Here is a 14535-nt window from a genome sequence, read left to right as displayed (position 1 = left end):
AAATAGAATAAGGAAGTTAAGATATTATCTAAATATACTTGCTTAAAGCGAAACTCATCTTAATGATCTTACCCTCTTAATCCTCCTTAATGGTTTAAGTATTAAAGAAACTTCAGGATCTCATCAATATTTTTAAGCTCCATAAAATTCGGATGTTCCAGAGTAACATCATGCTGTTCATGGCTCCAGGTGACATGATAAGGAATATGAGCCGCAGATCCTCCGATTTCCAATACCGGTAAAATATCTGACTTTATAGAATTTCCAAGCATCAAAAAGTTATCAGGCTGGCAGTCAAGATGTTTCAGGAGTTTTTTGTAGTCATTTTCTTTCTTATCACTCATGATCTCAATATGGTGGAAATAGTCCTGTAATCCTGAATTTTTCAGTTTACGTTCCTGATCCAGAAGATCTCCTTTTGTGGCGACAACCAGTCTGTATTTTCCCTTTAAGCTTTCAAGAGTCTCTATAACCCCATCCAACAATTCAATAGGCTTTTGAAGAAGATCCTGGCCAAGTTGGATCGCTTTGTTTACCAGTTCTAGGGACGCTGTATTGTTGGAAACTCTGCCGATGGTTTCAATCATACAAAGCATGAATCCTTTTACTCCGTAACCGTATAAATGAAGATTCTGCATTTCTGTTTTGAACAATTCCTGTGATACAGAATGCTGTGGCAGATAGTCTTCAAGCAATATACAGAATTCTTTTTCTGCCTCCTGAAAATAAGGCTCATTGATCCAAAGAGTATCATCTGCATCAAAGGCAATCGTTGTAATATGATTATTCATTTTTGTTTTGTAATTTTCTGTCTTCAAAATTCAGGATAAAAAATAAATAAGCAAAGGACATTTGTCCCGAATCCATATGTTACGAACAAATCAGGCATTTTCAAGCTATTTTGAAGAACTTTATCATAAGAAGAAAGTTGGAGAAGAGATCATCGTAAAGTCTTTTTCCCAGGATGAAAATATATTGATACAGGATCAGCCGCTGTCAAAGGTTATGTTGATCAAAGAAGGAATAGCCAAATGTTATTTTACCGAAGAAAACGGAAAGGAATATATTGTCGAATTTCTTGGAAACGGTGAAATCCTTGGAGAAGTAGAGTTGATTAAAAATATCAGCTGTTTATGCGGGGTGAAAGCAGTATCTGAAGTAACCGTATATGAAACGAATATTTCTTATTTTAAATCTTTGATTAAAAATGATCTTGCCCTGAATCATTTATTATTGGATTCATTCGCAGAACGGATTATCAATACTTCCAGCAGGGCATCCTATCAACAGTTATATACGGTAGAACATACTTTAACACAATTACTGAATATGCAGTCCAAACAAGGAATTCAGATTTCTAAAGAAGATATGGCTGCTTATCTGGGAATCACTGTAAGAAGCTTGAATAGAATCTTAAAGGATTTGAAATAAAGTGTTTCATAAAACGCAAAGACACAAAGAGTTTTTTTATACTGTTTTTAAGGTGCAAGAAAATCGAAAATTTTAAGTAAATAAAAGGGAGATTAATTTTTCCTCGCAGATTGAGAAAATTTTGCAGATCTTTCTATTATAACCTGCTTTATTTGTATAATCAGCGAGCAGTAAAAATTAGCAATATTCAATTTTATCGAAGATAAAATCTTTGCGTCTTAAAAAACATCAACAGTTTAAATCATTGCGCCTTCGCGATTTCCAACAAAGAAAAATTTTGTTGTAATCCTATTTTTTAGTTAAAATATAATTCATTTTAGGGGTGTATTTGTTTTTAATAATAAAATTGTAATGAAATAATTAAATTTTAAAGGGGTGTTTTTAAAATTTAGTATTTTTGCATAAAATTAAGTTGAATATTATCTTCATGGAAAAATTAAAATTCAGAAATGCTGAATTGGCTGATTTAAACAAAATCGTAGCCATCTATAATTCAACAATTGCCTCAAGAATGGTGACTGCAGATATGGAAGAAGTCTCTGTAGAAAGCAAATTAAAATGGTTTGATGAGCACAATCCTCAGACAAGACCACTTTGGGTGGTTGAAGATGACCAGGATCAAATCATTGGATGGGTAAGCTTCAGTTCATTCCATGAGAGAGCCGCATATAATGGTACAGTAGAGGTAAGTATTTATCTGGATGAAAATTGTAGGGGAAAAGGATACGGTAAAACCATTCTTCAATACTGTATTGATAATGCAGGGAAATTTGGGGTAAAAAACCTGGTCGCTCTCATTTTTCTTCATAATGAGCCGAGTTTGAAGCTTTTCAGAAACTTTGGTTTTGAAGATTGGGGAAATCTTCCTAATGTAGCTGTTCTGGATGGTGTAGAAAGAAGCCTGAAGATTTTAGGAAAGAGGATAGATTGATTTATGCAGCACTTATATGTTGTGAAAATCTACGTAATCCGTAAGATCTGCGAGAGGATATAAAAGAGGCTGGTTCAACTTTGAAACATCTTTAATTTTTACTCTGTAGAGCTATTTTGTTCTGATTTCTGATAATATATATTAATAATTTTATTCCTCCAATTTTGCATTTGTTTAATAATCTCCTCAAGATCTTTTTGGGGATTTAATGCAATAATACCATTGTATACAGGATAATCATGAATATTTAAATTGTAGTGGTTTAAAGCTTTTTGTGGGAACTCCAGTTCGTTTTTTATATACTTTGCCAGGATGAAAATTAGTGAAATATTGGGTTCTGAGTAGTAGAGTTGAGAGTTGTCTTCTTCATCAAAAATTTTAAAATCCGTTAAAATTGTTTCTAAATAGTGTTCAAAAGCTAAAATGGCTAGATTGTATATTGATTCATATTCATATTTTTCATTTATAGTTCCCCACCAATCAATACCTTGTTCTTCACATCTCAGATATGCCAAGGCATCGTTTAGCCCTTTGATAATAATCTGCAGCCTTGATACAGCCATATCAAAACTGATTGAATGACTCCGAAGTTGTTCTGTACTTAATTCCATCAGTTATTTTTTATTTTCATAGTTACTAAATTAAAAGTAATAAAATTCAATAAAAAACGCAGAGCTAAAAAACTCTGCGTCAATATTTACTTATATTTTTATTTTATGAATTCTGCTTAATTCTTTTAGCAGACATATTCAAGAATCTTTTCACCAGGAAAACAGCCGATACTGTCAATCCTAATCCGAGTGCGATCCACATTCCAAATGCTCCCATTTCAAGGGTTACACATAAGAAATATCCTAAAGGAATGGTGATCACCCAATAAGCAATGAAAGTATAAATTGACGGGATTTTCACATCCTGCAATCCTCTCAGCATTCCTAAGGCCGTTACTTGTACTCCGTCAGAAAGCTGGAATAAAGCGGCGATAATCATTAGTTTTGAAGCCAGGGTAATCACTTCCACTTCTTCTTTTTTCGTAAAGAAAGTTGGGAGTATATTTCTGCCCAAAATAAATACCAATCCACAGATACACATAAAGATAAAAGCAATCTTCAGGTTGTTGATTCCTATTTTTCTAAGCTCAACAAAGTTCTGTTCTCCCAATTTTCTCCCGATCATTACGGTAGAGGCAACACTGAACCCTACACACAAGTTGAAGGTAAAGGAAGCCATACTTAAAGCGATCTGGTGAGAAGCAATATCGTGAGCAGAAATCAATCCACAGATAAATGCTGCCCCTGCAAAAGCGGTTACTTCAAAGAACATTTGCAAAGCTGTAGGTAATCCCAGTCTTACCATTTTATCAAACATCTGTTTTGAAAAATCCTGAATTTTTAAAGAGAAATCTTTGATATAACGTCTTGTTCTTTCTTCTTTTACCAAAACAAAATAAAGGAAAACCACCATGAAAATTCTGGAAATCAAGGTTGCTAGTGCGGATCCCTGTACCCCCATTGCCGGAATTCCCCAAAGTCCTTTGATGAAAACATAGTTTAAGACAATATTGATGATATTGGCAATAATAGTTGCCTTGGTAACGCCAATAGTATAAGATAACCCCTCAGAAACTTCACGAAGGGTCTGAAACGCCATAATTGGGATCATACTGACCACCATGATACTTAGGAAGCTTACTGTGTCCGGAATGATCTTGGCAGGCTGCCCGGAGTGACTGAGGAGTGGCATCCCCATCAGTAAAATGACCATCAGGATAACCCCAACAGACATATTGATGATAAATCCATGGCTAAATACAGAATTGATGGTTGCGTGATCTTCTCTTGAGTGTGCTTCTGAAACCAATGGAGGAATCGCAAATGAAAAGCCAAGCGCTAATACAAATATGGAGAAAAACACAGCATTGCCTAATGAAACGGATGCCAGTGCGTCAGCACCTAACAGTTGTCCGACAATAATATTATCGAATAAGTTTACCGAAACTTGCCCCACCTGAGTAAGCATTACAGGCAGAGCCAAAGTCAGGCATTCTTTCGTATAGTTTTTGTTTAAAAAGTTCATAATATTTTAAGATTCATATAGTTTATAAATTAAATAGGGGCAAAAAAAAATTTGCAGTGAGTACACTGCAAATTTTTATAATATCGTAAATAATAGCTTTTATTATTTCCTTACAAAACTTGCAACGTCACCTTCAGAAACAGTGTTTCCACCAAGAATAATTAACCTCTCAACGACATTTCTTAATTCTCTGATATTTCCAGTCCATGAAAGAACTTTTAAAGCGTCAATAGCTTTATCATCAAACTTTTTCATAGCAGTACCATGCTCATCAGCAATCATACCTGAAAAATGGTCAACCAATAATTTGATATCTTCTTTTCTTTCATCCAACGGTGGAACATAGATTTCAATAACAGAAAGTCTGTGGTAAAGGTCTTCTCTGAATTTTCCTTCTTCAATTTCCTTCTGCATATTCTTATTAGTTGCTGCAATTACTCTTACATCAACTTTGATTTCTTTATCACTTCCCACAGGAGAAACTTTGCTTTCCTGAAGAGCTCTCAATACCTTTGCCTGAGCAATAAGGCTCATATCTCCAATTTCGTCAAGGAAGATGGTACCGCCATTAGCCTGCTCAAACTTTCCTTGTTTATCTTTAATAGCACCCGTAAAAGATCCTTTTACGTGTCCGAAAAGTTCAGATTCAATAAGCTCAGACGGAATTGCAGCACAGTTTACCTCTATCATCGGGCCTCTTGCACGCTCACTTTGATTGTGGATAGCATGAGCAACCAATTCTTTTCCTGCACCATTGGGTCCTGTGATCAGAACTCTGGCATCAGATACCGCTACCTTTTCGATCATATCCTGGATCTTTTGAAGAGCAGGAGAGTTACCGATCATCTGGTATTTTTTGTTGACTTTCTTCTTTAAGGTCTTATTTTCGGTCTGAAGATTTTTGTTTTCTTTCTTCAAAGTTTCCTTTACCAATGCATTTTTCACACTCGTGATCAATCTGTTGATATCAATTGGTTTGGAGATAAAATCGTATGCGCCCTCTTTCAAACAGGAAACAGCAGAATCAATATCTGCGTGGCCTGAGATCATGATAAAAGTAGTTTCTGGTTTTAATGCGAGACTTTGCTTCAAAAGTTCAGTTCCTGAAAGTTTAGGCATTTTGATATCAGAAATCACCAATGCGAAATCTTCTTTTTCTAGCTGTTTGTAACCTTCAAGGCCGTCTTCTGCGATAACAAATTCATAATCGGTTAGTTCATCCGAAAGAATACTATGAAGTACTCCTGAGATTGCTTTTTCGTCTTCTACTATAAGGATTTTTTGCATAGTTGCAAATTTAAATTTTTTGTTTCAATTATTAGCAAAAACCATACCTAAATATTCTATTTTGAGTAGTCTCGTCTCCCAAAAATGGCAGATCCAACCCTCACAGAATTAGCTCCGCACTCAATGGCTACCGGGAAATCATCACTCATTCCCATTGATAAGGTATTCAATGTTTTTAGTTGATTTAATTCATCAAAAAGACCCTTCAGTATTAAAAACTCATTTCTTACCTGCTGTTCATCATCAGTGAATGTTGCCATTCCCATTAAGCCGGTAATTTCAATATTGGGAAAATTACCTTCAGTATATTGTTGAAACAGATCTTTAGCTTCTGAAATTTCAAGGCCAAATTTACTTTCTTCCGCCGCAATTTTTACCTGCAAAAGAACTTTAATGACTCTGTTGTGTTTTCCAGATTCCTTGTTGATTTCTGCCAATAATTTTTCAGAATCCACGCTTTGTATGGTATCTATAAAAGAAGCAATGTACTTGACTTTATTGGTCTGCAAATGACCGATCAGGTGCCATTGGATATCATCAGGAAGAAGAGGGGATTTCTCCATCAGTTCCTGCACCTTATTTTCTCCAAAAACTTTTTGTCCCAGATCATACACTTCCTGAACGGCAGAAGCCGGATGTGTTTTCGAAACGGAAACCAGCTGAACGCCTGATGGCAGTTGATCTTTTATAGCGATGTAATTTTCTTTAATACTCATAGGTGCAAATTTCCGAAAATTCCCCGAAGGTTCAAAGCTCAGGGGTTTAAAGTTTAAGGTTGTGAAGTCTAGATTTTCCAGCCAGATGTTTTAATCCGTAATCCCGTGAATCTAATCTCTTTGTTAATTCAAAACCTCATTGATCTTAGGATATTGAGAAATTTTTCTGAAAACAAACCTGTTGCTTTTCTGCAATTTTTCAATAAACATATCCAGCTCGTTGATAGAATCTGCATCTCTAAGATATTGGTCGTGGGTAAGGAAAACAAGATGTCTTGACGTTTTTTCAAGGTCGTTAAAGAAAATACTGTCTACTTTCTTGATCATCGCTTCATGGCTTCCTTTTAAAGTCATTTTTTGGGAAGGTCTCCATTCAAGATCCCAGCCGATCACTTTATAACCTGCTTTTTTAAGACCGTCTGCTGAGGCAGTGGAGCTTTTGATATCGGTTACGTTAATATTATTGAGTCTCCAGATATTTCTTCCCGGAGTTCTTGCTATTTTATCTGAAAGCTTCAGGCTGTCTTTAGCGATATCAAAATCATGAACTACAGCATCAGCATTTTTATAAAAATCGGTGTATTTGTTGTGGGCATGAGTGAAACTATGATTCGCCAGCTCTATCAGTGGATTTTGCTTCAGAAGCAGTAAATCATCTTTCTGTTTCTTGCTTCCATAGGCATGTTTCCCCACCAAAAAGGCGGTTGCACAAACATTTCTTTTGTCAAGGATTTTTAAAAGATTTTCGGTTCCCTGATTGGGACCATCATCGAAGGTAAGGTAGATCACTCTTTTGTCTGGGTCTACATTTTCATCATCCATTTTAGGAACTATTTCTGCGGCAGGATGTTCTTGTGAATTGACGACGGGGTCATTCACCTCATTCTTGAAATTACAGCCGTTCAATAAAACTGAAGTTGCACTCACCAATGCAAACACCCTGAGAAAAGTCGCATTTTTTGACTTTCCTGCAAAAATTTTTTTCATAAAGATAATGGAATTTTAAATTGTTAAAAATCGTTAAAAATAACAGTTGAAAGTTAACAAATTATATGCCATGCTGTACACTTATTTTTCTTTTTAAGCTTATTTTAAGAACTTTATTTTAAGGTAATTTTCCTTTTAAATCCTAATTGTGAACATATGTTTTTCTTTTCTTTAAATTTTAACATTTATAAATGCTAAACCAATAGCTTTTCTCTATTTATGTTGAATTAAAAACATTTTCATGGGATGGGGAATTATTTTTATTTTAACAAAAATTAGAAAACTGGAAAAGAAGATAACTGGTTCTATTCTAAAATACTTTTTAAATACAGAGCGTTTCGAATGGCAGCGGTTCCCCATGTATTATTGAAAAAAATAAAAAGGGTCTGCTTATGATTCTTAATTTTTTCAGCGAGCTCATTCATGAAATTTTCGCTGTATTCTGATTTGTAAAGGATGGGTTTTCCATGAAGTCTGTAATAGACTGTTTGGGGATGATTGATGATGATATCTTCAGGAAGATCACCCGGAAAACTGACGCCGGAAAAAACAATATTATGGTCTTTTAAAAGATCAAAAACTTCTTTTTGCCACCATGAGCGGTGACGGAATTCAATAACATTCAGAAAAGCATGATCCATATTATTAATAATGCGTTCTGTATTTTCTGGCGTATTTTTAAAAGAAGGGGGAAATTGGTATAGAAATCCGGATAGCTTCTCTTTCAGATTGCTTTGAATATGATTGCAGAATAATGCGATTTCTTCTTTAGAATTTTCAAGTCGGTTTTCGTGAGTGATGGATTTTGGAATTTTAATAAAGAACCTGAATGCATCAGGGGTTTCATCATACCACTTCAGAAGTATTTTTGCTGTAGGTTTCCTGTAAAAGGTAGAATTGATCTCTACCGAGTTGAAAGTTTTTGAATATAAAGAAAGAAAGTCTTTACTAGGCATATTTTCAGGGTATAAAGACCCTTTCCAGTCGTTATTATAAAATCCTGAACATCCTATGTAAAGACTTCCTTTTTTCATACTGTTATTTTATATTCAGATCCACTGAGTTTAATCTCAACGAATTCAGAATCACAGATAAAGAGCTGACGCTCATCGCAGCTGCAGCTATCATTGGTGACAAGAGAATTCCAAAGAATGGATACAATAATCCTGCCGCTACCGGAACTCCCAACACATTATAGATAAATGCGAAGAATAAGTTTTCTTTAATATTTTTGAGAAGCTTTTCACTGAGTAGTTTTGCTTTTGCCACTCCTAGAATATCTCCTTGTAATAAAGTGATTTCGGCACTTTCGATCGCTACGTCCGTTCCTGTTCCCATCGCAATTCCCACATTGGATTGGGCAAGAGCAGGGGAGTCATTGATCCCGTCTCCGGTCATGGCAACGATTTTACCTTGCTGCTGTAGTTTTTTTACTTCATTCAGTTTATCCTCAGGAAGACAATTGGCTTTGAAATGTTTGATTCCTAATTCATCAGCTACAGCTTTGGCGGTATGCTCGTTATCTCCAGTCATCATGATTACATCGATACCTTCGCTCATCAGCTGTTTCACTGCTTTTTTAGAGCTTTCTTTGATTTTATCTGTAAAGCTGATGAAACTGAGCACCTGCTGATCCTGTGCGATATAAGAAATCGTATGGGCTTTTGACTGTACTTCTATTGCTTTTTGTTTTAAAGTCTCCGGAATCTGTATCTGATGGGTCGTCAACAGGTTTTCATTTCCTAAATAAGTGGTTTTACCATTAATGTTTCCTTTTATTCCTTTTCCGGAAATGTTTTCAAACTGATCTACTTTTTCGGCGGTTATATTTTCTTCTTTCGCTCTCTTTATAACTGCATTGGAAAGTGGATGTTCGGAATTTTGATTCAAAGAAAAAGCCAGTTTTAAAATCTGATTCTTATCTTCATGATCTACCGTTTCAATATATTCTACGGAAGGTTTTCCTTCTGTTAAAGTTCCTGTTTTATCAGTGATTAAAACATTTACTTTATGCATTTGCTCAAGAGCTTCAGCATTTTTGATCAGGATTCCGTTTTTAGCACCTTTCCCGATTCCTACCATTAATGACATTGGAGTTGCCAGTCCCAAGGCACACGGACATGCGACGATTAAGACTGCAACAGCATTCACGAAAGCAAATAAGCTTCTTTTTCCTTCCGGTCCGAAAAACTGCCATAGAATAAAAGTAAGCACAGCAATAAGGATGACCACAGGAACAAATACTTTTGAAACTTTATCTGTCAGCTTCTGGATAGGTGCTTTGCTTCGGCTGGCTTCATTCACCATTTTAATGATCTGTGAAAGCAATGTTTCGTCACCTACTTTTTCGGCTTTCATGATGAATACCTGATTACCGTTTATCGTTCCCGAAGAGACCTTGTCATCTACACTTTTTTCAACAGGGATAGGCTCTCCAGTGATCATACTTTCATCTACTATAGAATTTCCCTCTGTAATTTTTCCGTCTACCGGAATTTTTTCACCGGGTTTTACCTTTAGTAAGTCTCCTATTTTTACCTGAGAAAGCAGAACTCTTTTTTCTTCACCATTTACCATGAGATTGGCTTCATCGGGTGAAAGGTTCATTAATTCTTTAATGGCATTTCCTGTTTTTTTATGGGCTGCTGCTTCCATTAGCTGACCTAAAATAACAAGGGTTAAAATCACACAGACCGCCTCAAAATACAACGGAATTTCATGATTATGTCCGCGAATCTCATGCGGAATAATATCAGGGAAAATTAAAGCTGCAATACTGAAAATAAACGCTGCGGCTACACCTAAGACGATAAGGCTGAACATATTAAGATTCCATGTTTTAAAAGAAACCCATCCTCTTTTTAATAAGAACCATCCGGAATAAAACATCACCGGAAGAGTCAGAGCAAGCTCAATAAACCCCTGGATTTGATGTGAGAAAGGGAAATTGATAAACATTCCTCCCATTGAAAGGATAAAAACAGGAATGGTAAATGCTAATGAAGTAATGAACTTTCTCTTTAATATAGTATAGGTTTCATCTTCATCATCATCACTGCTGTCAGGCATTCTTACGAGATCCATCCCACAGATCGGGCAGTCTCCCGGTTCGTCACGAATGATTTCCGGGTGCATCGGACAAGTGTATTTTGCCACTTTCTTTTCCGGATATTTTACAAGGTCCATTCCGCAGACAGGGCATCCTACATTAGAATCGTAGGTTTTATCTCCTTCACAATACATAGGACAATAATATTTGCCAGCCATTTCATCAGTTACTTTTGGAGTCTCATGATGGTGGCCGTGATGTTCATGGTGAGAATGGGAATGATGTTGATGTGAGCCTGCTTTTTGTGCAAGCTCTTCAGTAATCGGTTCCAGGTCCATATGGCAAACCGGGCATTCTCCTTTTTCATCATATATCTTATCACCCTCACAAAACATTGGGCAATAGTGTTTTCCTATACTGTCTTTAAAATTTTCAGGAAGGTTGGTTGCTGAGTAAGTTGGTTTTTGATTAGGATCTTTGGCCAGTTTTTCTTCAATAGGCACCAAGTACATTTTGCAGACAGGGCATCTTTCACCCTTTTTGAAATATACTTTATCTCCTTCGCATTCCATTGGACAATAGTATACTGAAGACGGAGATACCCGGTCCTGAGGTTTTACGAAAGCTTTCTCAGGATTATTGGGATCTTCAAGTCTGTATTTTCCTATTTCTGCCAAAGCATTATTTAAAACTGAAAGTTTCACTTCATGATCAGAAGTGATTGTTGCGGTATTGTTTTCCAGATTTACATCGGCTTTAACACCATCAATACTGTTCAGTTGATTCGAAATCTTTTTCTGGCAGCCGGAACAGGTCATTCCGAGTATTTTATACTGTTGGTCCATGATTCTTAAATTTATAGTACAAATTTCCAAAATGGAATTCTAAGGCTGTTATAAATTTAAGGATAATAGTTATAAAATTAGGAGAGGGAGAAGTTGGAGGGTGGGAGAGTTTGAGTGTATTAGGGTGAGGGAATAAAATGTTTGTGTTTTAATTACTGTCAATTTCCTAGTACTCAAACTCTCAAGGATATTAAAGATTGTCAAGTGCTTTGCGGTTGTGCTCTTTCAGTTTTTTGAACTCAGTAGGAGTAAACCCGGTTACATTCCGGAATTGGGAAGAGAGATGCTGAACACTTTTGTAGCCAAGCTTTCCTGCAATTTCGGTAAGATTGAATTCATTATACAGAAGAAGTTCTTTTACTTTTTCAATTTTCTGAAGGATGAAGAACTGTTCTAACGTAATATTTTCATTTTGTGAAAACGTTTTTGAAAGAGCGCTGTAATCCTTATGAAGTTTTGAACTTAAAAATTCTGAAAGCAGAAAATCTTCAGAAACATCAAGCTCGCTAACTTTTACAATAATTAGATTTTTAATTTTTTCAACAAGTTGATGAGCAGAATCCATGATTCTTTCAAAGCCTGTATCCAACAGTTGTTTTTCTATGATCTGCATTGTATCACGGGAGATTTCAGAATCGGTTTCTATTTCACCTAATACGGCAACGTTTATCTTTACATCTGCATTACGGAAAATGTTTTCCACTGCCGCAATGCATCTGTTGCAGACCATATTTTTTATGAAAATTTTCATAGGTTTTCGTTTAACCTGTCTTTTACAAATTCGATCTGGGTTTTGCCATGAGGAGCAGGGTTACCTTCTGCATCAAGGTTTACCATTACAATTTTATCTACAGTAATAATGGTTTGATGAGTCATTTTGTTTCGTACATCACACCTTAAAGCAATAGAGGAGGATCCGAAATGGATCGCTTCAATTCCTATTTCTATAATGTCTCCCTGTTTGGCGGAGCTGACAAAGTTAATTTCAGAGATAAATTTCGTTACCACTTTTGTGTTTTCCAACTGGATAATAGCATAAAGGGCTGCTTCTTCATCGATCCATTGAAGGAGTCTTCCTCCGAAAAGTGAATGGTTTGGGTTTAGATCTTCGGGTTTTACCCATTTTCTTGTATGGTAGTTCATGTCTTTTTAATTTGCAGTACAAATTTAGTGTTAAAAGCTGATCTTTTCAAAAGAATAGCATTTATTGATCTGAAAAGGATGATTCATTTTCTCAATCATTTTTCTTTTGGAACACATGGCTTTTGTTTTTGCCGTAGAAGTATCATTTTAGGAATGTTTGATATTCCTTACTGTCTATGCTAAAGAGCTATTTTTTTCCTTCCTATTATAATGAATTCTAAATTTGTATTTTAAGGCTAAATGTGAACAAGGGAGGCGTGTCTGACCGTTGGAAAAGAATTTTTCACTTTCTTTGTGTTTTTCATTCTCTGAAATAACATAACATTCGAAAAATAATATCGTCTGATGAATATTGATAAGGATTTTATGAGTTTCTCATAGTGAAGATCGGCAATCGTATGCTTTTTCTTTTCAGGAGGTGCTAGTGCTTCAGAAATTGGGCAGTTTTCTGCTGATTCAATAAAAGTATTGACGTAATTGGGAGTATGCTTTTTATATTTTTTATGATTTTATTTGAAATATTAAACAATTTTAACTAAACCTTGTTTTGGGGTTTATTTAATTGATATTCAGCTTATTATTTTTGTTTTTGGTGACTTTTCACCGCTTCGATTCAACATAATGTGAGAAATATATAAAAAAAGCTTGGATTTGATTATTTTAATTGTATCTTGCATACGTTTATATTTGGAATCAATATTTGTTCATTAATTTATGTTGCTTTTCTTTTATATACCAAATTTTTATTAATTTTTTAATTTATTTTAAAATGAACATTTTTGTTTCAAACATCAATTACGCAACTAAAGAGTATGAGTTGCACGATCTATTCGCAGAATTTGGTGATGTATCATCAGCTAAAATCGTTACAGACAGAGAAACTGGTCGTTCCAGAGGTTTCGGTTTTGTAGAGATGGGTGATGAAGAAGGACAGCAGGCTATTGAAGCTCTTAACCAGAAAGAATTCAACGGAAAAGCTCTAAACGTATCTGAAGCTAAGCCAAGAGAAGAAAAACCAAGAAGAAGCTTCGACAACAACAGAGGTGGAGGTTACGGCGGAGGTAACAACAATAGAGGCGGAGGCTATGGCGGTGGTAACAACAACCGTAGCGGAGGCGGAAATCGTTGGTAAAAAATATGAAGCGGCTTTTAAGCCGCTTTTTTTATGGAATTTAATTTCCAGTCAATCATATAATTAGAGTTAGGATTGAAATATTATGATGTTTTGGCATAATTTTAGAAAATTATCAATCAATCGAAAAATAATTATAATGAGAAAACATTTATTAGCATTAATGATGGTGTTTGGTGGATTATTAATCAATGCACAAAACATTTACACTGGGCAGACAATTGAGCAGAATAGAAAATATTGGGCAAATAACAACCGATATTATCTGATTTTCCAGAATGACGGTAACCTGGTTTTGTATAACAGAGCGGGCGCTTCAATGTGGAGTTCAAATACGAACAACAAAGGAGTAAGGGCTGTTTTTCAGGATGATGGTAATTTAGTTGTGTATACACCTGGAAATGGGGTAGCCTTCAGTTCTAATACCAACGGAAGAAGAGCTGATAAATTGGCTATTCAGGATGATGGAAATCTTGTTGTTTACAATGGTTCTAATCCTCTTTGGGCTTCAAAAAATGAATCAAACAATGGTGGAAGAGATAATGGCTATGGTCGTGGAAGTGGCAATGTAAGTACAGGACACAAGTTCCGTAAGGGAGAAAAAGTGTTTTCACCTAATGGTAATTATTATTTGACCTTTCAAAATGACGGAAATTTAGTGTTGTCATACAACAATGGCGATTCAATTTGGGCATCCGGAACGGATAACAAAGGAAGCAGAGCTGAATTCCAGGGTGATGGAAATCTGGTTGTATATGATTCTTATAATAAATCTGTATGGAGTTCTAATACTTCACGCAGAGGAGCTAATAAGCTTACAGTACAGAATGATGGAAACTTAGTGATCTATGGCGATTATTCTCCAATATGGAGCTCAGGAACTAATAGATAAATAAACTAATTCAGATAAATAAAAAGCGGCTATCCAACGAGGTAGC

The 14535-nt window shown here is 35.5% G+C and carries 15 protein-coding genes; 4 read left to right on the top strand and 11 right to left on the bottom strand.

The features are described from left to right. Positions 1-101 precede the first annotated feature (101 nt). Complete coding sequence (locus LF886_RS14585; protein ID WP_236850216.1) at positions 102-791, bottom strand: HAD family hydrolase; 690 nt, start codon at positions 789-791, stop codon at positions 102-104. A 76-nt stretch (positions 792-867) separates the two neighbouring features. Here LF886_RS14585 and LF886_RS14580 point away from each other — a divergent pair, with 76 nt between their 5' ends. Further along, entirely contained in the window at positions 868-1431 is a 564-nt protein-coding gene (locus LF886_RS14580; protein ID WP_124531093.1) for a Crp/Fnr family transcriptional regulator, read from the top strand. Between the two features lie 427 nt (positions 1432-1858). Continuing rightward, positions 1859-2362 carry a GNAT family N-acetyltransferase gene (locus LF886_RS14575; protein ID WP_236850215.1) on the top strand — a complete coding sequence of 168 codons (504 nt, stop codon included), beginning with the start codon at positions 1859-1861 and terminating at the stop codon, positions 2360-2362. Positions 2363-2460: 98 nt separating this feature from the next. On the opposite strand, the gene LF886_RS14570 is transcribed toward LF886_RS14575, so the two are convergent. The 10 genes from LF886_RS14570 to LF886_RS24140 form a co-directional block, all read right to left on the bottom strand. Continuing rightward, complete coding sequence (locus tag LF886_RS14570) at positions 2461-2973, bottom strand: hypothetical protein (RefSeq protein ID WP_236850214.1); 513 nt, start codon at positions 2971-2973, stop codon at positions 2461-2463. Between the two features lie 103 nt (positions 2974-3076). After that, positions 3077-4438 (bottom strand): MATE family efflux transporter, encoded by a 1362-nt coding sequence (locus tag LF886_RS14565; protein WP_236850213.1) that lies wholly within the window; start codon positions 4436-4438, stop codon positions 3077-3079. Between the two features lie 102 nt (positions 4439-4540). Next, on the bottom strand, positions 4541-5725 hold the full coding sequence (locus LF886_RS14560; RefSeq protein ID WP_236850212.1) for a sigma-54-dependent transcriptional regulator: 1185 nt from the start codon (positions 5723-5725) through the stop codon (positions 4541-4543). A 56-nt stretch (positions 5726-5781) separates the two neighbouring features. Further along, a complete protein-coding gene (locus LF886_RS14555; protein WP_236850211.1) occupies positions 5782-6441 on the bottom strand; it encodes a YggS family pyridoxal phosphate-dependent enzyme in 660 nt (219 codons plus the stop codon). 123 nt (positions 6442-6564) lie between these two features. Next, entirely contained in the window at positions 6565-7428 is an 864-nt protein-coding gene (locus LF886_RS14550; RefSeq protein WP_236850210.1) for a polysaccharide deacetylase family protein, read from the bottom strand. A 305-nt stretch (positions 7429-7733) separates the two neighbouring features. Further along, positions 7734-8462, bottom strand: coding sequence for a DUF72 domain-containing protein (locus LF886_RS14545; protein ID WP_236850209.1), 729 nt, complete (start codon positions 8460-8462; stop codon positions 7734-7736). 4 nt (positions 8463-8466) lie between these two features. After that, on the bottom strand, positions 8467-11322 hold the full coding sequence (locus LF886_RS14540; RefSeq protein WP_236850208.1) for a heavy metal translocating P-type ATPase: 2856 nt from the start codon (positions 11320-11322) through the stop codon (positions 8467-8469). A 190-nt stretch (positions 11323-11512) separates the two neighbouring features. After that, positions 11513-12073, bottom strand: coding sequence for a helix-turn-helix domain-containing protein (locus tag LF886_RS14535; RefSeq protein ID WP_236850207.1), 561 nt, complete (start codon positions 12071-12073; stop codon positions 11513-11515). After that, the gene (locus tag LF886_RS14530) at positions 12070-12465 is read right to left on the bottom strand and encodes an acyl-CoA thioesterase (protein ID WP_236850206.1); all 396 of its coding nucleotides are present in this window, start codon (positions 12463-12465) and stop codon (positions 12070-12072) included. The genes LF886_RS14535 and LF886_RS14530 overlap by 4 nt, the downstream gene beginning before the upstream one ends. A gap of 236 nt (positions 12466-12701) precedes the next feature. After that, a complete protein-coding gene (locus LF886_RS24140) occupies positions 12702-12902 on the bottom strand; it encodes a hypothetical protein (RefSeq protein ID WP_410685635.1) in 201 nt (66 codons plus the stop codon). A gap of 332 nt (positions 12903-13234) precedes the next feature. Between LF886_RS24140 and LF886_RS14525 the strand changes: the two genes are divergently transcribed. Then, complete coding sequence (locus tag LF886_RS14525; RefSeq protein ID WP_109738282.1) at positions 13235-13597, top strand: RNA recognition motif domain-containing protein; 363 nt, start codon at positions 13235-13237, stop codon at positions 13595-13597. Positions 13598-13736: 139 nt separating this feature from the next. Beyond that, positions 13737-14489, top strand: coding sequence for a hypothetical protein (locus tag LF886_RS14520; RefSeq protein WP_236850205.1), 753 nt, complete (start codon positions 13737-13739; stop codon positions 14487-14489). The last annotated feature ends 46 nt before the right edge of the window (positions 14490-14535 follow it).

It is taken from the genome of Chryseobacterium sp. MEBOG07, from assembly GCF_021869745.1.
Taxonomy (GTDB): Bacteria; Bacteroidota; Bacteroidia; order Flavobacteriales; family Weeksellaceae; genus Chryseobacterium; species Chryseobacterium viscerum.
This window is presented reverse-complemented; position numbering and strand designations above follow the sequence as displayed.